Raw genomic sequence first — 21,307 nt, 5'->3', positions numbered from 1 at the left:
CGCAATGCCGGAATGTGCCTACTGCCCCGTAACACGTGGTGCGCGGTGATCGTATCCAAGGACACCCCGTGGAAACAGCGGGAGTTCAGGTTTACGCAACACCCGAGAAAAGAGTGTGTGCACGTCAAAGCTGGTTCGGACGGCGGCACCGGATCGCCGGGCGGTGCTGTCATCTCTATGCTGGCTGCCGATGACAGCCGACCGCCGCACCGTACTGCGCACCGCCGCCAAGCTGGCCGCCCTGTCCGCCTCCGCCGGGCTCCTGACGTCCTGCGGCAGCGACACGCCCCGCCGCGCCGAGCCCGGGGCGGCGCTCGCCGCGCACCCCGGCAGTGTCGATCCCCAGCACACCACCGACCCGGCCTGGAAGGGCGGGGAGGAGCCCGCCTCCCCCTCCCCGACCGGCCCGGCGCCCACCGCCACGGGGACCCCGGCGGCCCCCCAGACCTCCGCCCCGCCGACCCCGCCCGTGCTGCCGCCGCTGGCGGCCGGCACCCCGTACGAGGTGGTGCACGGCCCGCGGACCGCCAAGAACGTGGCCCTCACCTGCCACGGCAGCGGCGACCCGAAGCTCGCCACCGCCCTGCTGGAGACGGCCGAGCAGCACGGCGCCAGGCTGACCGTGATGGTGGTCGGCAGCTGGCTGGACCAGCAGCCGCAGATGGTCCGGCGGATCCTGGACGCCGGCCACGAGCTGGGCAACCACACCCAGAACCACCTCGACATCTCCTCGATGAGCCCGGATCAGGCCCGCGCCGAGATCGCCCAGTGCGCCGACCGGCTGAAGGCGCTGACCGGCTCGATCGGCCGCTGGTTCCGCCCCTCCGCCGCGCAGTACGCCACCTCGATGGTGGCCCAGCAGGCCAAGGCCGTCGGCTACGAGCACGTGCTGTCCTTCGACGTCGACCCGCGCGACTACACCGACCCGACCGCCGCCGAGCTGCAGCGCCGGGTGCTGAGCGCGGTGCGCGGCGGCTCGGTGGTGGCCCTGCACATGGGCCACCAGTGCACCATCGACGCGCTTCCGGCGATCCTGGACGGGCTGGGCAAGGCGGGGCTCAAGGCGGTCACCGCCAGCCAGCTGTGCGCCTGAGCGGCTGATCGGACCGACCCGACGGCCTGGTACCCGACGGCCTGAGCGGTCGGGCCGGGCCGGGCCGGGTCGGGCGGCCCACTCAGGCCATCGGGTCGTCGCCCTTGTACGGGCGCAGCCGCAGGGTCCGGGCGTCCGCCGTCCGGATCTCCTCGGCCCGCTGGACCAGCTCCTCCAGGTCGTCGCGCCCGGCGTGGATGAACCGCCCGTGCAGCGCGTCGAAGCGGCCGCGGGCCGCGTCCACGGTGACCGCGACCATGTACGGGATGGAGGCCCAGGCCTTCATGTCCCGGAACATCGGCATCCCGGCGGTCATGTCGGTGGGCACCGCGCCGGGGCTGATGTCGAGGACCACGACGTGGTGCCGGGCCAGCGAGTCCGCCATGTTGTCGGAGAGCTGGAGCAGCGCGCCCTTGGAGGTCGCGTACGCGGTGTAGTTGCCGTCCGGGCGCAGCGCGAAGCCGGAGCTGAGGTTGACCACCCGGCCGCTGCGGCGGGTGACCATGCCGGGCAGGACGCAGCGCAGCAGGTTGTAGGGGCCGCGCAGGTTGGTCTCGACCACCTGCCACCACTGGTTGGGGTCGGTCTCCCAGAGCGGCACCTCCTCCCGGTCGACCAGGCCGGCGTTGTTGACCAGCAGGTCGATCGGACCGAGGTCCCGCTCGACCAGCCGGACGGCCTCGCGCACCGAGCCGTGGCGGCAGACGTCGGCGGTGACGGCGACGCCCCGGGAGCCGTGCTTGACGCACTCCTTGAGGGTCGCGGTCAGCGTGTCGTGGGTGCGGCCGACCAGGCCGACGGCCATTCCCTCGGCGGCCAGCCCGATGGCGATCTCCCGGCCGATGCCCCGGCCGGCGCCGGTGACCAGGGCGACCTGCCCCGTGAGCGATCCCATCGGTACCGTGTTCTCCCTTCCCGTCCCCTGCCCCCGTCTGCGGCATTCTGTCGGGCACCGGGCGGCGGCGGCCCCGGGCACACGCGCGGGCGGCCCGGCCTCACCCGTTCGGAGGACCCGTCGGACCGGCGTCGCGCCGGGAAACGCGCTGGCACTGCGCCGGGGAGGGGGTGACCTACTCGCCGGTACGGAGTAGTAACGTCGTCGGGGCGGTGACCGGTGCACCCATTCCGGTACACCGACCCGTTGACCAGCAGCTCGCTGGGCCACCAGTTCGCTGGGCGACCCCCAGCACCACCGAAGGGCAACTGAGTGAGTGACATCGCGCGCGTCGGAGTAGTCGGCTGCGGACTGATGGGGTCGGGCATCGCCGAGGTCTTCGCCCGGGCCGGGCTGGACGTCATGGTGTCGGAGGCCAGCGGTGAGGCGCTGGAGTTCGGGCGCACCCGGCTGACCAACTCGCTGGAGACGGCGGTCAAGCGCGGCAAGCTGACCCCGGAGCAGCGGGACGAGGCGCTGTCCCGGCTGTCCTTCACCGTCGAGCTGTCCGACTTCGCCGACCGCGACCTGGTGGTCGAGGCGGTCGCCGAGCGCGAGGACGTCAAGGTCAAGATCTTCGAGACCCTGGACCGGGTGATCGAGCGCCGCGACGCGATCCTGGCCTCCAACACCTCCTCGATCCCGATCGTGAAGCTGGCCGCCGCCACCTCCCGCCCGGAGCAGGTCATCGGCCTGCACTTCTTCAACCCGGCGCCGGTGCAGAAGCTGGTCGAGGTCATCCCGACCCTGACCACGTCGGCCGTCACCACCGAGCGGGTCGAGGCCTTCGCCTCCCAGGTGCTCGCCAAGGAGCCGATCCGCGCCCGCGACCGGGCCGGCTTCGTGGTGAACGCGCTGCTCGTGCCCTACCTGCTCTCCGCAGTCCGGATGTTCGAGTCGGGCGTGGCCACCGCCTCCGACATCGACAAGGGCATGGAGGCCGGCTGCGCCCACCCGATGGGCCCGCTGCGGCTGTGCGACCTGATCGGCCTGGACACCATCGTGTCGATCGCCGAGTCGATGTACGACGAGTACAAGGAGCCGCTGTACGCCGCTCCGCCGCTGCTGTCCCGGATGGTCGACGCCGGCCTGCTGGGCCGCAAGTCCGGCCGCGGCTTCTACGACTACACCGCGAGCGCCTGATCCTCGACGGCGGGGGCGCGGCCGCACCGGGTCGGTGCGGCCGCGCCCCCGCCGGGTTCCGGACGGTCCCGGCTACTTGACGCCGGCCTCCGCGCAGGCCTCCTCGTACTGCTGGGTGCAGATGTCCGACGCCTTGTAGAGCCCGCCGGCGACGACGGTGGCCTCCACCCTCGACTTGGTCACCACGATCGGGGTGAGGAGCAGCGAGGGGATGTGCAGCCCGCCGCTGTCCGTGGACGAGGTCGCGGTGGTGCTGATGTCCATGCCCTCGGCCAGCTGGACGGCGATGGTGCCCGCCGCGTCCGTCTCGGGCTTGTACGGCTTGTAGATGGTGTACGCCTGCTCGCCCGTGAGCACCCGGCGGATCGCGTCGATGGAGGCGTCCTGGCCGCCCACCGGCACGTTCTTGATGCCTGCGGCCTTCAGGGCGTCGATGACGGCGGCGGCCATCCCGTCGTTCGCGGCGTAGACGGCCTGGATGCCGTTCTTCCCGAGGCTCTGGATGGCTTCGTTCGTCTTCGCCGTGGCCACCTCCGGCTTCCACTCGCCGGACTGCTCGTAGGCGATCTTGACCTTGCCGTCCAGCGCCAGGTGCGCGCCCGTCTTGAACTGCGCCGCGTTGGGGTCGGACTCGGCGCCGTCGATCATCACGACGTTGGCCGAGGAGGCCTTCGGCCCGAGGGCGTCGAGCAGGGACTGGCCCTGGAGTTGGCCGGTCCGCTGGTTGTCGAAGGAGACGTACGCCGCGACCTTGCCCTGGGCCAGCCGGTCGTAGGCGACGACCTTCACGCCCTTGGCGTTGGCGGCGTCCACCCACGGGGCGGTGAGCTTGGCGTCGACCGGGTCGAGCAGGATGACCTTCACGCCCTTGGCGACCAGGTCGTCGAACTGCTTCTTCTGGGCGTTCGCGTCGCCGCCCGCGTTGGCGTAGCTCACCGTGCACTTCGAGCAGAGGCCCGCCACCGTCTTCTCGATCAGCGGCTTGTCGAACGTGTCGTACCGGGTGGAGGAGGTGCTCTCCGGTAGCAGCAGACCGATGCCCTCGCCGCCGTCTCCGCCGGCCGCCGGTGTCTGGGTCGCGACGGTCTGACCGCAGGCCGTGAGAGCGAGTGCGAGCGACACGGCGGCCGTGCCCGTGGCCGCGACGCGCATGGGTCTGATCATGATCGGTGGTGCCTCCTGTACTGCGCCGCAACACTGCGGCAGGGGAGGGAGTCAAACGCCACCGGGCGAATGCGTCAATGCGGGAGGGATCCTTCGTTATCCCGTTGCTCGATTCGTTACGGGATGAACAGGACTTTCACACTCCCTTGGGTATTTCGCGGGGGGCCGTTCGCGGGGGGGCGAATGCCGGTGCGGCGGGCGACCGGGGCGAACGGCCTCCCGCCACTGCTCCGACCCGGGCGTCAGCCGTCGATGCTGTAGCTGTCGCCGTAGACCTTCCACTTGAGCGGCGGGTTGAGGTCGAAGTTCCCGGCGTTGAGGAACACCAGCTGCTCGGTGTCGACCCGACTGGTGTCGGAGTGCGCGGCCTCCTTCTTCATGGCCACCTTGCGGGCGGCAAGGAAGGCCTTGAGGTAGGTGGCCTCGTCGCCGCCCTGGGCGGGCGTCCTCGCCTTCTTCATCGCGGCCGCGCGGATGCCGCCGAAGCTGTCGGAGCTGTCGCCCGGGCCGTGCATCACGATGGCGTCGTAGTAGGCGAACTGGCCGAGCGCGCGGAGGCCGTCGGCCTTGGCCTGGTTGACGGCGGGGTTGAAGTACACCCGGTCGCGCTCGTCGTTCTGGGCCTGCTGGAAGGCAGGGTCCTTGGCGGCGGCGGCCCAGTCCTTGGTGAAGGCGGTGCCGAGCCCGGCGTGCGAGTCGCTGCCGTTGACCTTCTTCAGCGCGGGCAGGTACTTGGCGAGGACGTTGCCGGGGTTGAGGTCGGTGTAGTGCTGGACCAGCTCCAGCATGTCGCCCGTGCCCGAGCAGAAGCCGATGATGCCGGCGGTGTAGCCGCGGCCGTCACCGATGTCCTCGATGTACTTGTACTGGGCCTTCCAGTCCAGCGACGAGTTCTCCGCACTGGACACCAGCTGCATCGCGATGTCCTTCTTGTGCGGGTCGTCGAGGCCGGCCCCCTTGAGCCGGACGGAGGCCGCGGCCTCGGGGGCGGCCTGGGCGGCCGAGGTGGCCGCGACGGTGAGGGGCGCGGCCACCAGAGCGGCGGCGAGGGCGATGCGGAGGGCACGGCGGGGCTGAGGGCGCATGGGGATGCTCCGGTTCCTCGTAGGTTAGGAAACCTTCCTAACGAGAAGCAAACGCCCAGGGCGCCGTCCCCGCAAGGGATTTGACGTATTCACTTCAACACAGATGTGAACGGCCCAGGTCAGGCAGCCCGACGCCGCACCCACCAGACCGCGGCGGCGCACAGCGCCACGGCGAGCAGGGTCGTCCAGCCGAACTCGATCCACTGGAACGGCCAGAGCCGGTCCGCCGGTTGGTACACCTGGTGCATGGTGTAACCGCCGTCGCTCACCAGGGACTGGAGGTTGGCGTAGTCACGTCCGAGGTTGTAGAAGTCGCTCTCGGAGATCCGGTTGCCGGCCGGGTCGGAGAACCAGACGCTCAGCACCCAGCGGTCGTCCAGCGCCAGCGGCGCCAGGGTGTGCACCGGCTCCTCCACCGGAGCCATGTAGTGCGAACGCACGGCGTACGCGAGGAACGGCAGCGCGACCGAGACCGCCAGGCCGAGGCCCACCGCGATCACCGTGCGGCGCAGCACCGCGCCGGCCAGCGCCGCCACCCCGAAGGCCACCAGCACCCGGCCGACCAGGACGGGCGGCAGCTGCACGAAGGCCTCCGGGCTGAAGCTTCCGCTCGCCATCACCGACGGCACGCTCCACCACCGCAGCAGCAACCCGAACGGCACCGACACGCCGGCCAGCACCGCGCCGCCCACGACCAGGCCGCCCGCCGTCCAGCGGCTCCGCCCCGCACCCTGGGTCCAGGCGAAGCGGACCGTGCCGTGCTCGAACTCCCGTGCCAGCAAGGGGCCGCCGAGGAAGGCGCCGAAGGTTCCACCGAGGACGTAGGACACGGAGGTGAGCATCGGCACGCTGTCGGCGTACTGGTGCAGGAACTGCTTGAACTTGACCCGACAGGCGTCGGTGGCCGGGTCGCAGGATCCCGCGCCCGTCCGGTCCAGCCCGGCGTGCAGGTACCAGCCGTGGAGCAGCAGGGCGAGCGAGACCACGCCCATCACGGCGAGCAGGGTCAGCAGCGCGGGGCGGTGGCGCAGCCCGGCGGCCCGCAGCACGGCGGAGCGGGGCGGGGCGAGGGTGGTCGAACTCACGACAGTACCTTCTGGTTCGGACGGACGGCCCCGCGCGGGCCGGGCAGGGCGGAGGCGGCCGGCTCGCGCAGGTAGGCGAGCACCAACTCCTCCAGGCCGATGCGCTGTTGGCGCCAGCCTCCGGAGACCGGCGCGTCCACGCCGCCGGTGCGGACCAGCAGGTGGGACTGGGCACCGGCCCGGCGGTCGCGGACCACCGGCAGGCGCTCGGCGACCGCGTCGGCCTCGGCGGTCGGGCCGGTGAGCATCCGGTGGTCGGCCAGCAGGTCGTCCACCTCCCCCGACACCTGGACCCGGCCGCCGGCCAGCACCACCAGGTAGTCGCAGCTCTGTTCCAGCTCGTTGACGGCGTGCGAGGAGAACACCACCGACAGGCCGTCCTCGGCCACCGCGGTGAGCAGCGCCGACATGAAGTCGTGCCGGGCGAGCGGGTCGAGCGCGGCCAACGGCTCGTCCAGGAGCAGGAGTTCCGGCCGCTTGGCGAGGGCCAGGGCGAGCGAGACCTGGGCCTGCTGGCCGCCGGAGAGCCGGCCGTACTTGCGCTCCAGCGGGATGCCGAGGCCGTCCAGATGGTCGCGCGCCCGGGCGTCGTCCCAGCGCCGGTTGAGGTGGCGGCCGATCGCGAGCAGGTCGCGGACGGGCAGTCCGGGGTAGAGGGCGGCGTTCTGGGCGACGAAGCCGATCCGGTCCAGGGCCCGTGGCGAGCCGGGGAGTTGGTCGCCGAGGACGGTCATCGCGCCCTCGCTGGGCAGGGTGAGGCCGGCGGCCAGGCTGAGCAGGGTGGTCTTGCCGGCGCCGTTCGGGCCGACCAGGGCCACCACGTGCCCGGCCGGGACGGCGAGGTGGCAGTCCCGCAGCGCCCAGGAGCGGCGGTAGCGCTTGCCGATCCCCCCGCAGTCGATCACCGTGTCCGTCGCCATCACGCCACCACCCCGTCGCGGCCCTCACGCAGGTCGCGCAGCGCGTCCTCGAACACCGCGACCATCCCCCCCTCGTCCAGCCCGGCGGCCCGCGCCGAGCGCATCCAGTCCAGCAAGCCCCGCCGCAGCGCCGCCCGTTCGCGCAGCGGCACCACTCCGGCGGGCATCCCGCGCACGAAGGTGCCCTGGCCGCGCCGGCCGGCCGCCAGGCCGCGGTGCTCCAGTTCCCGGTAGGCCTTGAGCACGGTGTTGGGGTTGATCGCCAGCCCGGCGACCACCTCGCGCACCCGGGGCAGCCGGTCCCCCTCCGCCAACCAGCCCATCCGCAGCGCCTGTTCGACCTGCTGCACGAGTTGCAGGTAGGTCGGGACACCGGAGGCCGGGTCCAGGCGGAACTCGATCGGGGAGGGCCGGTCGGCGCTTTTATCTAGTTCCATAGTTAATGAGTTAAGTGGAGGTGGTGACGGGTTGTCAATCCCGGACAACGCGAAGGGCCCCGCCCGGACCGAGGTTGGTCCGGGCGGGGCCCTTCACAGGCCGTACTGAGGGGCGTCAGGCTCCGCGCAGCACCGCGCCGGTACGGCTGACGGCCTCGGCGACGGCCGCCTCGCGGGCGGCGGTGGCCTCGTCGGCCGTCAGCGTGCGGTCGGCAGCGCGGAAGCGCAGCGCGTAGGCCAGCGACTTCTTGCCCTCGCCGACCTGCTCACCGGTGAACACGTCGAACAGCCGGATGGCCTCCAGCAGTTCGCCCGCGCCCGAGCGCAGCGCCGCCTCGACCTCGGCGGCCGGGACGGCGGCGTCGACGATCAGCGCGACGTCCTGGGTGGCGACCGGGAAGCCGGAGACCGCCGGGCCGTTGACCTTCTGCGGGCCGTCCGCCGTCAACAGGTCGATGTCGACCTCCATCGCCGCCGTGCGGGCCGGCAGTCCGAGCGCCTTGACGACCCTCGGGTGCAGCTCACCGGCGTGGCCGACCACCCGGTCGGTGCCGGCCACGACCAGCTCGGCGCAGCGGCCCGGGTGCCAGGGCGCCCGCTGGCCCTGGCGGACGGTCAGCTCGACACCGGCCGCGCGGGCCACCGTGCGGGCCGCCTCGACGGCGTCCGCCCAGGAGGCCTGGTCGCCCTTGCCCCACCAGCCGGAGGGCAGCCGCTCGCCCGCGAGGGCGACGGCGACCCGGCGCGGCTGGTCCGGCAGCGCGGCGTCCAGCGCGGCCAGCTCCTCGTCGCTCGGCCGGTGGTCGACGGCCGGGCGCGGCGCCACGGACAGCTCGTCCTTCGGCAGGAACACGGTGCCGGTCTCGTAGATCGCCAGGTCGGTGTTGCCCCGGCCGATGTTGCGGCGCAGCGCGCCGAGCAGGCCCGGCAGCAGCGTGGTGCGCAGCGACGGTTCCTCGTCGTTCAGCGGGTTGACCAGCTTGACCGTACGGCGGCGGCGGTCGTCCGGCTCCAGGCCGAGCGCCTCGAAGGCGGCCTCGCCGAGGAACGGGTAGTTGTTGACCTCGACGTAGCCCGCCCCGGCCAGCGCGACGCCGATCCGGCGGTGGATCCGCTGGGCCTCGGTCAGGCCCTTGCCCGGCGGCACGTTGGGCATCCGGGCGGGGACGTTGTCGTAGCCCTCCAGCCGGATGACCTCCTCGGCGAGGTCGTACGGGTCGGTGAGGTCGGGCCGCCAGGTCGGCGGGGTGACCTCCAGGACGTCGGCGCCCGCGACCGAGCAGCCGATCTCCTGCAGGCGCCGGGTGACGGTCTCGCGGCCGTAGGCGGTGCCGGCGACACGGTCGGGCAGGTCGGCGGCGATGGTGATGGTGCGCACCGGGTGCGGGGCCGCGATGTCGGTGACCCCGGCCTCGGCGGTGCCGCCGGCGATCAGCACCAGCAGGTCGACGGCGCGCTGTGCGGCGGCGCGGGCGGCCTCCGGGTCGACGCCGCGCTCGAAGCGCTTGGACGCCTCGGAGGGCAGCTTGTGCCGCTTCGCGGTGCGGGCGACGGAGACCGGGTCGAAGTGCGCGGCCTCGATGATCACCTCGGTGGTGCCCGGACCGGCGGCCGGGTCGAGGATCTCGGTGGAGGCGCCGCCCATCACGCCGGCCAGGCCGATCGGGCCGCTGTTGTCGCAGATCAGCAGGTCCTCGGCGGCCAGCTTGCGCTCGACGCCGTCCAGGGTGGTGAGGGTCTCGCCCTCGGCCGCCCGGCGGACCGTGATCGGGCCGTCCACCCGCTGCTTGTCGTACGCGTGCAGCGGCTGGCCGACCTCCAGCATCACGTAGTTGGTGATGTCGACGGCCAGCGAGATCGGGCGGATGCCCGCCTTCTGCAGGCGGCGCTGCAGCCAGATCGGGGACTTGGCGTTCGGGTCGACGCCGACGACCGTGCGGGCCACGAAGCGGTCGCATCCGGCCGGGTCGTCGACCTTGACCAGGTAGCCGAAGGAGTTGGCCGGCGGCACGTCCAGCAGCGCCGGGTCGGCCAGCGGCAGCCCGTACGCGGTGGCGGCCTCACGGGCCACGCCGCGCATGGACAGGCAGTAGCCGCGGTCCGGGGTGACGGCGATGTCGAGCACCTCGTCGACCAGCTGGAGCAGCTCGATGGCGTCCGTGCCGGGCTCGTACTCCGGCGGGAGCACGATGATGCCGTTGTGGTCGTCGCCCATGCCCAGCTCGCGGGCGGAGCAGATCATGCCGGCCGAGGTGTGGCCGTAGGTCTTGCGTGCCGAGATCGGGAACGGGCCGGGCAGGACGGCGCCCGGGAGCACGACCACGACCTTGTCGCCGACGGCGAAGTTGGTCGCGCCGCAGACGATCTCCTGCGGCTCGCCGGTGCCGTTGGCGCCGCCCACGTTGACGAAGCAGTGCCGGATCGGCTTCTTGAAGCCGGACAGCTCCTCGATGGAGAGCACCTCGCCGACCACCAGCGGGCCCTTGAGGTCGGCGCCGAGCTGCTCGACGGTCTCGACCTCCAGGCCGGCCCGGACCAGCCGCTCGGCCACGTCACGGCCGGTCTCGCCCGCGGGCAGATCGACGTACTCGCGCAGCCAGGAAAGCGGGACGCGCATCAGATCTCCATCCCGAACGGGAGGGTGAAACGCACGTCACCCTCGACCATGTCGCGCATGTCGGCGACGTTGTGACGATTCATCAGGATCCGCTCCAGGCCGAGACCGAAGGCGAAGCCGCTGTAGCGGTTCGGGTCCACGCCGCAGGCGACCAGCACCCGCGGGTTGACCACGCCGCAGCCGCCGAGCTCGATCCAGCCCTCGGAGGAGCAGGTGCGGCACGGGCGGTCCGGGTTGCCGACGCTCTCGCCGCGGCACACGAAGCACTGCAGGTCGATCTCGGCGCTCGGCTCGGTGAACGGGAAGTACGACGGACGCCAGCGCAGCTCCAGGCCGCCGCCGATCAGCTTCTCGACCAGCACCTCGATGGTGCCCTTGAGGTCGGCGAAGGTGATGCCCTCGTCGACGGCGAGGCCCTCGACCTGGCGGAACACCGGGGTGTGGGTGGCGTCCAGCTCGTCGGTCCGGTAGACCCGGCCCGGGCAGACCACGTAGACGGGCGGCTCGCGGTCGAGCAGGGTGCGGGCCTGGACCGGGGAGGTCTGGGTGCGCAGCACCACGCCGGAGTCGGCGGAGCCGTCCGGGGCCTGGACGAAGAAGGTGTCCTGCATCGAGCGGGCCGGGTGGTCCGGGCCCAGGTTGAGGGCGTCGAAGTTCAGCCACTCGGCCTCGACCTCGGGGCCCTCGGCGACCTGGTAGCCCATCGCGACGAAGGTGTCCTCGATGCGCTCGGCCAGCGTGGTCAGCGGGTGCCGGGCGCCGCGCGGGGTGCGGTCGTAGGGCAGGGTGACGTCCACCGCCTCCTCGACCAGCACGCGGGCGTCCCGCTCCGCCTCCAGCTCACCCTGGCGCTTGGCCAGGGCCTGGTTGACGGCTCCGCGGGCCTGGCCGATCAGCTTGCCCGCGGCGGCCTTGGCGTGCGGCGGGAGGGCGCCGATCTCGCGGTTGGCGAGCGAGAGCGCGGAGCGGTCGCCGGTGTGGGCGACCTTGGCCTGCTTCAGCTCGTCGAGCGTGGTGGCGGCGGCGAAGGCGGCGACGGCCTCGTCCCGCGCCTGCTCCACCACCTCGGGCTTGAGGGCCTCGACCTCGACCGGGTCGTACGACTTGTTGGGTGCCGACATCTCTATCTTTCCCGTGCTCCTGCTCGTCCGTGCTCAGGTGTGTGGGCTCGCCTTCGCGTCCCGCCCGGCGGGGCCGGGGCACGGGCAGCCCGTCTCCGTACTGACGGGGAGGGGTGTCCGCGGCTCAGCCGCGCAGGGCGTTGCGCAACGCCAAAGGTCGAGTGTAGTCGCAGCGCGTAGCGCGGCTGCCGTCAAGCCCGTCCGGACCCCGACCCACAGCATGCTGTATCGGTCGTTCATGCCCTTTCAGAGCATGAAGTCGGGCACCCCGGCGGGCAGGACGAATCGGAACCGGGCCCCGCCGCCGGGCGCGCGGTCGACCCTGATCGAGCCACCGTGGGCCTCCACGATGCCCTTGACGATGTAGAGCCCCAGGCCGGTGCCACCGCGCTTGGATCCCCGCCAGAAGCGGGTGAAGACACGCGGCATCGACTCCTCGGGGATGCCGCTGCCTTCGTCGCTCACGGTGACCGCCGTTCCTTCCACGATGCGGGGCGGGGTGCCGGAGCGCTCCCAGACGGGCGCCTCGACGACCTCCTTGGCCGGTGCCACCTCGATGGTGACAGTTCCCTCGCCGTGCCGCACCGCGTTTTCCAGCAGGTTGGCCAGCACCTGGTCGACCTTGTCCGGGTCCGCCCACAGCACGGTCAGCGGCTCGGTGACCCGGATGTCGAAGCGCTCCTCGGCGATGCCGGTGGCCACCTTGCGCTCGACGTGCCGGCGCACCGCGGCCGCCAGGTCGACGACCTGCTTGCGCAGCTCCAGCCGCCCGGCGTCGATCCGGGAGATGTCCAGCAGCTCGGCGATCAGCCGGGTGACCCGGTCCGCGTCGGCGTCCACCGTCTCCAGCATCAGCCGCTTCTGCCCGTCGGTGAACCGCTCCCACTTCGCCAGCAGCGTCGCCGTGAAGCCCTTCACACTGGTCAGCGGGGAGCGCAGCTCGTGCGCGACGGTGGCGATCAGCTCGGCGTGGCTGCGCTCGGTCCGGCGCCGGGCCTCGGTGCCGCGCAGGGCGATCACCAGCCGGTCCACCGGCCCCAGCGGCTCCGCCCGGACGTACCGGGCGGAGACCAGCACCTCCCGGCCGCCGGGCAGCAGCAGGTTGCGCTCGGGCTGGCGGGTGCGGATCGCCAGACCGCCGTACGGATCGGTCAGCTGCCACCAGCGGCGGCCGTCCAGGTCCTCCAGCGGCAGGACGTCCTCCAGCGCGCTGCCGAGCGCGGCTTCCGGGAGCACGCCGGTGAGCCGGGCCGCGGCCCGGTTGAAGCAGACCACCCGGCCCCTCGCGTCGGCGACCACCAGGCCGTCCGGAAGGTCGTCCGGGTCGAGCTCGGGTCCGCTGCCGACCATGGGTTGCCTCCCCGATTACCCACCGTGCCGTTCCCCCCACCGACGCAGACCCTAGCGCCTCGCAGGCCCCGGCAGTAGGGCTTGCAGCGTGGTGATCCCGGCGCGTCCGGGGGCGTGTCAGCTGTGGGGCGCCGGCGTGTCAGCGGTCCGGCGGGGCATGCCGACCGTCGCCGCAGGACGGGTCGCGTCAGCCGTTCGAGCGGCAGCCGCCGGGCGAGCGCTGCGCCCGGGCCGAGGCGTACAGGCAGACGGCCGCGGCGGTGGCCAGGTTGAGGCTCTCCGCGTGCCCGTGGATCGGCACGCGCACGACCTCGTCGGTGAGCGCGCGGGTCTCCTCCGGGAGCCCCCACGCCTCGTTGCCGAACACCCACGCGCCGGGGGCGCCGAGGGTGCCCTCGTCCAGCTCCTGGTCGAGGTCGCGCTCCCCCGCGCCGTCCGCGGCGAGCACCCGGACACCGGCCGCGCGCAGCTGCCCGACCGCCTCCTCGACCGGCACGCCGACCGCCACGGGCAGGTGGAACAGGCTGCCGACGGAGGCCCGGACGGCCTTGGGGTTGTACAGGTCCACCGAGGCGTCGGTGAGCACCACGGCGTCCGCACCGGCCGCGTCGGCGGTGCGCAGCACGGTGCCCGCGTTCCCGGGGTCGCGCACGTGGGCGAGGATCGCCACCAGCTTCGGCCGGGCGGCGAGCACCTCGGCGAACGGGGTGTCGATGAAGCGGCAGAGCGCCACGATCCCCTGCGGGGTCACCGTGTCGCAGATGTCGGCGATCACCTCGTCGGTGGCGGTCAGCACCGGCAGTCCCTCGGCCAGGGCGGCCTCGACGATGTCAGCGTGCCGCTCGGCGGCCTCCAGGCCCACGTACACCTCGACCACGGCGTGCTCGGCCGTCCCCGGCAGCTTGCCGAAGGCGATGGCCTCCCGGACGGCCTGCGGGCCCTCGGCCAGGAAGCGGCGCTCCTTGGTGCGCTGGTTCCGCTTGGCGAGCCGACGGGCGGCGACGACGCGCGGCGAGCGCAGGGAGGTGAGCAGGGGGGTCTCGGTGCTCGGCATGGTCTCGTTCTCTGGAGGCGCTGACTCTGGCTGACTCTGGTGGTGCTGACGGGGGCGGAACGCAGAACCGGACCCGCAGGAGAGCCTGCGGGTCCGGTCGGAGCTCAACCGATCTCGGAAGATCAGGCGGCGTCGGCGGCAGCCTTCGGGGCGTTCACGTCGGCCGGCAGCGCCTTCTGGGCGACCTCGACCAGGGAGGCGAACGCACCCGGGTCGTTGACGGCCAGGTCGGCCAGCATCTTGCGGTCGATCTCGACGCTGGCGGCCTTCAGGCCCTGCACGAAGCGGTTGTAGGTGATGCCGTTGGCACGGGCCGCAGCGTTGATGCGCTGGATCCACAGCTGACGGAAGTCGCCCTTGCGCTTCTTGCGGTCGTTGAAGTTGTAGACCAGCGAGTGGGTGACCTGCTCCTTGGCCTTGCGGTACAGGCGCGAGCGCTGGCCACGGTAGCCGCTGGCGCGCTCCAGGATGACCCGGCGCTTCTTGTGGGCGTTGACTGCCCGCTTGACGCGTGCCACTTGATTACTCCTTGGGTTGGACCACGGACTACTTCACGCGGTCCGTCATTCGAATGGGTCGGGAAGGATCAGCTGCCCCGCACGCGGCTCGCGCCGGGCGGGAGGGCGATCACTTGCCGAGAAGCTTCTTGATCTTCTTGGCGTCAGCGGGGGCCATCTCGACGGTCCCGGCCAGCTTGCGGGTCAGCGTCGAGGGCTTGTGCTCCAGGAGGTGGCGGCGGCCGGCGCGCTCGCGCAGCACCTTGCCAGAGCCACTGATCTTGAAGCGCTTGCTGGCGCCACTGTGCGTCTTCTGCTTCGGCATTTCGCCGTATCTCCTCGTCGGTCCCGTTCACGCCCGCGCGGCCTGCGCCACGCGGGCGTGAACTGGATGGATCTGCGGTGACCGGGCGGGTGCCCCGTCACCGTGGGGGCCGACCCCGGGCTGCCGTGAGCCTTGCGGCTCAGGCGCCCTGGGGAGCGGCCGGCTGCTCGACCGGAGCCTCGGCCTCGGGGGCCTCGGCCTCGGCCGGAGCGTCCTGCGCCTCGGCCACGGCGTCCTCGGTCACGACGTCCTCGTCCGCGGCGGCGGCGTCGGCGTCGGAACCGGTGGTCCGACCCTGCCGCTCGGCCTTGCGGGCGTCCGCGAGGGCGCGGGCCTCGGCCATCGCCTCGGTCTTCTTCTTGTGCGGGCCAAGAACCATGATCATGTTCCGGCCGTCCTGCTTCGGCGAGGACTCGACGAAGCCCAGGTCCTGGACGTCGTCGGCGAGCCGCTGCAGCAGACGGAAGCCCAGCTCGGGGCGGGACTGCTCACGACCACGGAACATGATCGTGATCTTGACCTTGTCACCCTGCTTGAGGAACCGGACGACGTGACCCTTCTTGGTGTCGTAGTCGTGCGGGTCGATCTTCGGCCGGAGCTTCATCTCCTTGATGACCGTGTGCGCCTGGTTCTTGCGCGCCTCACGGGCCTTCATGGCCGACTCGTACTTGAACTTGCCGTAGTCCATGAGCTTGCACACCGGCGGCCGGGCGGTCGCCGCGACCTCGACCAGGTCGAGGTCGTACTCCTGCGCGAGCTCCAGCGCCTTGGCAAGCGGCACGATGCCGACCTGCTCGCCGCTGGGACCGACGAGTCGCACCTCCGGGACGCGAATCCGGTCGTTGATGCGGGGCTCGGTGCTGATGGGGCCTCCTCGGTTGCACCTTCTGCGATGCGGCCGTCGGACGGCGGTCGCACGTAGTGGACTCGACCACTGGGCGGGGCTTCATTCGTGCTGCGCTGCCCGGTGCTGGTTTCCGACACCATGTGCACCGCGACACGAAAAAAGCCCCGCTCGGTACAAGCGGGGCTCCACACAACCGGGGGCGGCGTCCGGTGAGGGACGCTGCGGGCGACTCGGCGCCGTGGCGCCCGTCGCGGACCGGACCCGTCGACCGCGAGGCCGATCAGGTGGGAGACTTTCGCGGTTGCCCTCTCGGGCCTCCTGTGGTGGAGCCTCCACTTGCTGGCCAGGGTGCCCATGCGGGATCCCGGCCGGTCAGTCTCGAAGCTTACAGCGTCGCGGGGTCGAACGCTATTCCGCCCCGGCGCACCGTCTTCGCGGCGCACTGCCCTCCCGGCGAGTCCGGGGCCCCCTTGTACGCTCCACGTGTACCCACACCGCACGACGGAACGAGCCACCCTTGAGCAGCGAGCCCACCCAGAACCCCGGCGCGGACGACGACGCGATCGGCTTCGACGACCTCACCCGCGACATCGCCGAGGTCCCGGCCGTCGAGGTGATCACCACCGTCGCGGTGCACCTGATGAGCGCTGCCGCGGTCAAGTGCGGCCTGGCCGAGGGCGGCGAGAAGGACAAGGACCTCGACGAGGCCCGCAAGCTGATCACCGCGCTGGCCGGACTGGTAACCGCCGGCGCGCCGGAGATCAGCAACTTCCACGCCGCTCCGCTGCGGGACGGGCTGCGCTCGCTGCAGCTGGCCTTCCGCGAGGCCTCGCTCGTCCCGGACGCTCCGGGCGCGGGGCCGGGCGAGAAGTTCACCGGGCCGGTCTACCGCTGAGACCGGTCTTCCGGGGCACCTACCGACGTCGGTGGGTGCCCCGTTCGCTTCTACCGCCGGTACAGCGGCTCCCCCGGCAGCTGCGCGCTCGCCGGCAGCACCGCGAGGTCCAGCCCCCGGTCCAGCCGCACCCGCAGCAGCGGGTCCCCGGCCACCGCCTCGCCGACCCGCTGCGCGGCCGCCTGCAGCCCCGGCTGGTCCAGCGCCGGGTCGAACACCACCGCGAGCACCCCGTCCGAGTCCTCGGACGGCGCCAGCAGCCCGCTGAGCACCTGCGGCTCGGCCGCCAGCAGCGCCCGGACCGCCTCCCGCACCTCCGGGTCCCGCGCCGGCGGCAGGTAGGGGCGGTTCTCCGCCAGCGCCCGCAGCCGGGCGCCGCTCAGCAGGAAGGGCACCGGCCCGGCCGGGTCGACCAGCAGCGTGTCGGCGCGCTCGGAGAAGGCCACCATCGCGGCCTGCGGGGCCGCGGTCGGCGCCGGACGGGCGTCGGCCCGCCAGCGGGTCAGCGACTCCAGCGAGGTGAAGGCCGGCAGCGCACGGCGCCCGTCCGGCGCCTCCAGCACCGGGACGGCCATGTCGCTGCTCTTGTCGTGCCTGTGCCCGTGGTCGTCCACCTCGACCTCGCCGAGGATGGCGACGATCGGGACCATCAACCGGGTCGGGGTCAGCGCCGCCAGCACCTCCGGCTCGGCCGTACGGTCCTGCGACCAGCGGGCGAGGGCCGCGGTCAGCGCCGGGTCCGCCGTTCCGTCGTCGTCGGAGAAGCCGGGATTCGGGATGCTCTTGCCGACGAACGCCGGGTTGGAGAAGTCTTTGCGGTCCACCCGGCCGACCCTATGCCACCTCGAACCGCCGCTCCCATTTCCCCGCACACCCTCTACCCACCGGTAGCCCCCTGTGGCACCCTGCGCGCATGGTCATCCTCGTCACCCGCACTCCGGTATCCGACCGGCACCGGTACGACCGGGCCACCGCCCACCTGGACGGCCCGGTGGCCGTGGTGGACCTCGCCGCCTTCGACGCCAACGCCGCCGACCTGGTGCGCCGGGCGGGCGGCAAGCCGATCCGGGTGGCCAGCAAGTCGCTGCGCTGCCGGGCGCTGCTGGAACGGGTACTGGCCGTGGACGGCTTCGCCGGGGTGATGAGCTTCACCCTCGACGAGTCGCTCTGGCTGGCCCGTACCGGCGTGCGCGACGTGCTGCTCGCCTATCCCTCCACCGACCGGGCCGGCTACGCCGAGCTGACGGCCGACCCGGAGCTGGCCCGCCGGGTCACCGTCGTGCTGGACGACCCGGCCCAGCTGGACCTGATCGACAAGGCCCGCTCCGGCGACGCCGAGGTGCGGGTCTGCCTGGAGCTGGACACCGCGCTGCACCTGCTCGGCGGGCGGGTCCGGGTGGGCGCCCGGCGCTCGCCGCTGCGCACTCCCGAGGAGCTGGGCGCCTTCGCCGAATTCGTCCAGCGGCGCCGGGGTTTCCGGGTGGTCGGCCTGATGGCGTACGAGGGGCACGTCGCCGGGGTGGGCGACCGGGTGCCGGGGCGGCCGGTGCGCTCGCAGCTGATCCGGCTGATGCAGGCCCGGTCCCGGACCGAGCTGGCCGAGCGGCGCGCGGCGGTGGTCCGGCGGCTGCGGCAGGTGGTCGAGCTGGAGTTCGTCAACGGCGGCGGCACCGGCAGCGTGGAGTCCACCGTGGCCGAGCGCGCCGTCACCGAGGTCGCCGCCGGCTCCGGGCTCTACGCGCCGCAGCTCTTCGACAACTACCGCTCCTTCCGGGGCCGGCCGGCCGCGCTGTTCGGCCAGCCGGTGGTGCGCCGCCCCGGGGTCGGGGTGGTGACGGTGCTCGGCGGCGGCTACCCGGCCTCCGGCGCCGCCGGACCGGACCGCTCACCGGTGCCCTACCTTCCGGCGGGGCTGCACTACGACCCGATGGAGGGCGCGGGCGAGGTGCAGACCCCGCTGATCGGCCCGGCCGCCGACGACCTGCTGATCGGCGACCGGGTCTGGTTCCGGCACGCCAAGGCGGGCGAGCTGTGCGAGCGCTTCGCCGAACTGCACCTGATCGAGGGGGACCGGGTCGTCCGGAGCGTCCCCACCTACCGGGGTGAGGGAAGGACGTTCCTCTGACCGGCCGTCGGACCGTGCCCTACCCCCGGGCAGCCGCCGTGGTCCACAACGAACTCAGGGACATGACGGTCCACGGCAACTCATCCAGGGCGGCGAGATCGTCCAGGCGGGGACGATCAACGGCAACCCGAACTTCTGGCCGACCTTTCGACAGCCTTAAGCGGGCCCGATGGAACACCTGACCCGGGTGTTCCGTCGGGCCTTTGCGCTGTTCCGAGCAGACGTGCCGTCAACAACCGCCCGGTGCACGGCTATTGCCTTATGGTCCAGACCAATCCTACGCTCTGGCCGGGGGTCCGCGATCCGGGCCGGCGGCCCCCGAACGGGCAGGCGTGTCCGCTCCCCCACACCCGCCCGGAACGACGGCCGAGGAGTCCCCACCCCATGTCCATCAAGCGAAGCGCCCTGTCCGTCGGCGCCGTCGGCGCCGCCGTCCTCGCGGTGGCCGCGGCCACCGCCGGCACCGCCGCCGCCCACGGCACCATGACCGGCCCGGTCAGCCGGATCGCCGCCTGCTACGCCGAGGGCCCCGAGCACCCGGTGTCCCAGGTCTGCAAGGACCTCGTCGCCGCCGGCGGCACCCAGCCGCTGTACGACTGGAACGAGGTCAACATCGCCAACGCCAACGGCAACCACCAGGCGCTGATCCCGGACGGCAGGCTCTGCTCGGCCAACCGCGACAAGTACGCGGCCCTGGACTGGCCGCGCACCGACTGGCCGGCCACCCCGGTCAGCGCGGGCAAGTTCACCTTCCAGTTCCGCACCACCGCGCCGCACGTGGGCACCCAGACCGTCTACATCACCAAGCCGAGCTACGACCCCACCAAGCCGCTGAAGTGGTCCGACCTCGACCCGACCCCGGTGGCCCAGGCGCAGGTCGACCGCACCGCCGTCAACGGGTACTACACCTACTCGGGCACCCTGCCGCAGCGCACCGGCCGCCAGCTGCTCTACACGGTCTGGCAGCGCAGCGACAGCCCGGAGGCGTTCTACAGCTGCTCCGACGTGGACTTCGGCGCGGCCGGCGCCGCCGGTGCCCCGGCCGTCTCCTCGCTCGCCGCCCCGGCCGGGCCCGGCGACGCCCAGATCGCCGCCGACGCCGCCAAGTCCACGGTCGCCCACCACGGCCACGGCGGGGACGCGAACGCCCCGGCCGGCCAGCCGCTCCCGACCAGCTCCGCGGCCGTGGCCGGCACCTCCGCCACCGGTCCGCTGCTGCTCGCCGGTGCCGCCGCGCTCGGCGTCGGCTGGGCCGGCATGGTGCTCCGGCGCCGTCGCATCGAGGCTGTTCGACGCGACTCCTGACGCCGGACGACGCGGAGCCGGGCCGGCCCACCCCCGTCCGGTCCGGTTCCGTGGCCCTCGCACCCCAGGACACGCCCCGACGAACGGCGACGGCCCACCCGGAGGAGTTCCTCCCGGTGGGCCGTCGCGGTGTGAGGAGCGGGGGGCTCAGGTGCTCTCGGTGCCGGAGCCGTCGGGGCTGCTGCCGCCTGCCCCGGAACCGGAGCCGCCGGAGCCGGAGCCCGGCATGCCCGGGAGGCCCGGGATCTTGCCCTTGAAGTCGGCGATGCCCTTGACGATGGTGTCCATCACCCCGACGTCCGGCGCCTTGTCGGCGATGTCGAAGCCGAAGTGCACCGAGACCAGGTTCTTGCCGTCGCTGGACGGGAAGACCACGGTCTCCACGTAGCCGTTGTTGCCCTTGGCCGCATCGACCTTCCAGCGCACCAGGTAGCCGTCCTTGCCGTTGACCTTCACGGCCTCGGACTTGAGCTCCTGGTGCCCGGTGATGTCGCCGTAGGCGTCCTTGGCGGCCTTGTCGATGTCCGCCTTGGCCGCTGCCTGGGCGTCCGTGCCGCCGCCGTCGATCCGGCCGGTGTTCACCCCGCCGAGGGTGCACTTGTCGGAGCCGTCCGGGCACTTGTAGTCGCCGATGGTGAGACCGGCGTAGCCGTTGTCGGTGGTCCCGCCCTGCCAGCCGGAGGGGACGGGCAGGGTGAGGCCGTTCACCATGTCGATCGCCTTGTTGGCGCCCGGCCTGGCCTTCCCGCCGCCGTTCCCGCCACCGCCGCCGTTCCCGCCGCCCTTGCCGTTGCCGCCGCCGAGGCCCGGGAAGCCGAACAGCCCGCCGCCGCCGTCGTTCGGCGCCGGCTGGGCCCGGGCGGCGCTGCGCTGCGAGCCGCCGTCGTGCTTGCCGTCCATCACCAGGTAGGTGATTCCCGAGCCGGCGCCCAGGCCCAGCACGGCGGCCACGGCGGTGGCCACCACCAGCCGGGAGGGCTTGCGCCAGGCCTTGCGCGGCGGCTGGGCGGGTGCTCCGTACGCCGTGCCGAAGGGCGGCGGCTCCGGGTAGCGGACCGTCGGCCCGCTGTCCAGGACCTCGCCCTCCAGCACCCTGGGCTGCTCCGACGTCTCCGGCCCCGGTGCCGCGGCGGCCGAGGACTCCGGCTGCGGGGCGTCCGAGGGTGCGGGCCGGGTGTCGGCCGTCCAGCCCTTGCCGTCCCACCAGCGCTGCGGTCTCGGGTCGCTGGTGGTGTCCTTCGGGTCCGGGTACCACCCGGCGGGGATCTGCTCACTCACAGCAAAGAATGTAAAGGTAGCCGGATAAACGC

At 72.7% G+C, this 21,307-nt stretch carries 20 protein-coding genes; 5 read left to right on the top strand and 15 right to left on the bottom strand.

What is annotated here, in order from left to right; translation table 11 throughout:
* The first annotated feature begins 190 nt into the window (after positions 1–190).
* Positions 191–1,093 (top strand): polysaccharide deacetylase family protein, encoded by a 903-nt coding sequence (locus HS99_RS22690; protein ID WP_030286254.1) that lies wholly within the window; start codon positions 191–193, stop codon positions 1,091–1,093.
* Between the two features lie 82 nt (positions 1,094–1,175).
* On the opposite strand, the gene HS99_RS22685 is transcribed toward HS99_RS22690, so the two are convergent.
* Positions 1,176–1,988, bottom strand: coding sequence for an SDR family NAD(P)-dependent oxidoreductase (locus HS99_RS22685; RefSeq protein ID WP_030286252.1), 813 nt, complete (start codon positions 1,986–1,988; stop codon positions 1,176–1,178).
* Positions 1,989–2,300: 312 nt separating this feature from the next.
* Between HS99_RS22685 and HS99_RS22680 the strand changes: the two genes are divergently transcribed.
* Positions 2,301–3,170 carry a 3-hydroxybutyryl-CoA dehydrogenase gene (locus HS99_RS22680; protein ID WP_046386569.1) on the top strand — a complete coding sequence of 290 codons (870 nt, stop codon included), beginning with the start codon at positions 2,301–2,303 and terminating at the stop codon, positions 3,168–3,170.
* Positions 3,171–3,242: 72 nt separating this feature from the next.
* Here the strand turns inward: HS99_RS22680 and HS99_RS22675 are convergent, their stop codons facing one another.
* The 12 genes from HS99_RS22675 to infC form a co-directional block, all read right to left on the bottom strand.
* The gene (locus HS99_RS22675; RefSeq protein WP_030286248.1) at positions 3,243–4,334 is read right to left on the bottom strand and encodes a sugar ABC transporter substrate-binding protein; all 1,092 of its coding nucleotides are present in this window, start codon (positions 4,332–4,334) and stop codon (positions 3,243–3,245) included.
* A gap of 242 nt (positions 4,335–4,576) precedes the next feature.
* Positions 4,577–5,419: a chitosanase gene (locus tag HS99_RS22670; RefSeq protein WP_030553616.1), complete on the bottom strand. Its 843-nt coding sequence runs from the start codon at positions 5,417–5,419 to the stop codon at positions 4,577–4,579.
* Between the two features lie 119 nt (positions 5,420–5,538).
* Positions 5,539–6,504, bottom strand: coding sequence for an ABC-2 membrane transporter-related protein (locus HS99_RS22665; protein ID WP_030553614.1), 966 nt, complete (start codon positions 6,502–6,504; stop codon positions 5,539–5,541).
* Entirely contained in the window at positions 6,501–7,424 is a 924-nt protein-coding gene (locus tag HS99_RS22660) for an ATP-binding cassette domain-containing protein (protein WP_046386570.1), read from the bottom strand. Before HS99_RS22660 ends, HS99_RS22665 begins: the two co-directional genes overlap by 4 nt.
* Complete coding sequence (locus HS99_RS22655; protein ID WP_046386571.1) at positions 7,424–7,861, bottom strand: GntR family transcriptional regulator; 438 nt, start codon at positions 7,859–7,861, stop codon at positions 7,424–7,426. The genes HS99_RS22660 and HS99_RS22655 overlap by 1 nt, the downstream gene beginning before the upstream one ends.
* A 115-nt stretch (positions 7,862–7,976) precedes the next feature.
* Positions 7,977–10,478: a phenylalanine--tRNA ligase subunit beta gene (gene pheT / locus HS99_RS22650; RefSeq protein WP_030286236.1), complete on the bottom strand. Its 2,502-nt coding sequence runs from the start codon at positions 10,476–10,478 to the stop codon at positions 7,977–7,979.
* On the bottom strand, positions 10,478–11,599 hold the full coding sequence (pheS, locus tag HS99_RS22645) for a phenylalanine--tRNA ligase subunit alpha (RefSeq protein ID WP_030286234.1): 1,122 nt from the start codon (positions 11,597–11,599) through the stop codon (positions 10,478–10,480). The genes pheT and pheS overlap by 1 nt, the downstream gene beginning before the upstream one ends.
* Positions 11,600–11,845: 246 nt before the next feature.
* Entirely contained in the window at positions 11,846–12,949 is a 1,104-nt protein-coding gene (locus tag HS99_RS22640; RefSeq protein WP_030286231.1) for a sensor histidine kinase, read from the bottom strand.
* A 187-nt stretch (positions 12,950–13,136) separates the two neighbouring features.
* Positions 13,137–14,003: a TrmH family RNA methyltransferase gene (locus tag HS99_RS22635; RefSeq protein WP_030286229.1), complete on the bottom strand. Its 867-nt coding sequence runs from the start codon at positions 14,001–14,003 to the stop codon at positions 13,137–13,139.
* Positions 14,004–14,125: 122 nt separating this feature from the next.
* The gene (gene rplT, locus HS99_RS22630) at positions 14,126–14,521 is read right to left on the bottom strand and encodes a 50S ribosomal protein L20 (protein WP_030055649.1); all 396 of its coding nucleotides are present in this window, start codon (positions 14,519–14,521) and stop codon (positions 14,126–14,128) included.
* A 109-nt stretch (positions 14,522–14,630) separates the two neighbouring features.
* Entirely contained in the window at positions 14,631–14,825 is a 195-nt protein-coding gene (rpmI, locus tag HS99_RS22625) for a 50S ribosomal protein L35 (RefSeq protein ID WP_030286227.1), read from the bottom strand.
* Positions 14,826–14,964: 139 nt separating this feature from the next.
* Positions 14,965–15,690 (bottom strand): translation initiation factor IF-3, encoded by a 726-nt coding sequence (gene infC / locus HS99_RS22620; RefSeq protein WP_072655502.1) that lies wholly within the window; start codon positions 15,688–15,690, stop codon positions 14,965–14,967.
* A gap of 499 nt (positions 15,691–16,189) precedes the next feature.
* Here infC and HS99_RS22615 point away from each other — a divergent pair, with 499 nt between their 5' ends.
* Entirely contained in the window at positions 16,190–16,567 is a 378-nt protein-coding gene (locus tag HS99_RS22615) for a DUF1844 domain-containing protein (RefSeq protein ID WP_046386572.1), read from the top strand.
* A 50-nt stretch (positions 16,568–16,617) separates the two neighbouring features.
* On the opposite strand, the gene HS99_RS22610 is transcribed toward HS99_RS22615, so the two are convergent.
* A complete protein-coding gene (locus HS99_RS22610; RefSeq protein WP_046386573.1) occupies positions 16,618–17,391 on the bottom strand; it encodes an SseB family protein in 774 nt (257 codons plus the stop codon).
* Positions 17,392–17,480: 89 nt separating this feature from the next.
* Here HS99_RS22610 and HS99_RS22605 point away from each other — a divergent pair, with 89 nt between their 5' ends.
* Positions 17,481–18,692, top strand: a complete 1,212-nt coding sequence (locus HS99_RS22605; RefSeq protein ID WP_030553608.1) for an amino acid deaminase/aldolase — start codon at positions 17,481–17,483, stop codon at positions 18,690–18,692.
* A 384-nt stretch (positions 18,693–19,076) separates the two neighbouring features.
* Positions 19,077–19,997, top strand: a complete 921-nt coding sequence (locus HS99_RS22600; protein WP_030286218.1) for a lytic polysaccharide monooxygenase auxiliary activity family 9 protein — start codon at positions 19,077–19,079, stop codon at positions 19,995–19,997.
* A 147-nt stretch (positions 19,998–20,144) separates the two neighbouring features.
* On the opposite strand, the gene HS99_RS47870 is transcribed toward HS99_RS22600, so the two are convergent.
* Positions 20,145–21,275 (bottom strand): DUF2510 domain-containing protein, encoded by a 1,131-nt coding sequence (locus HS99_RS47870; RefSeq protein WP_050366883.1) that lies wholly within the window; start codon positions 21,273–21,275, stop codon positions 20,145–20,147.
* Positions 21,276–21,307 lie beyond the last annotated feature (32 nt).

Source organism: Kitasatospora aureofaciens, assembly GCF_001188955.3.
Taxonomy (GTDB): domain Bacteria; phylum Actinomycetota; class Actinomycetes; order Streptomycetales; family Streptomycetaceae; genus Kitasatospora; species Kitasatospora aureofaciens.
Note: the sequence above shows the minus strand (reverse complement) of the source record. Positions and strands in the feature narration are given on the sequence as shown.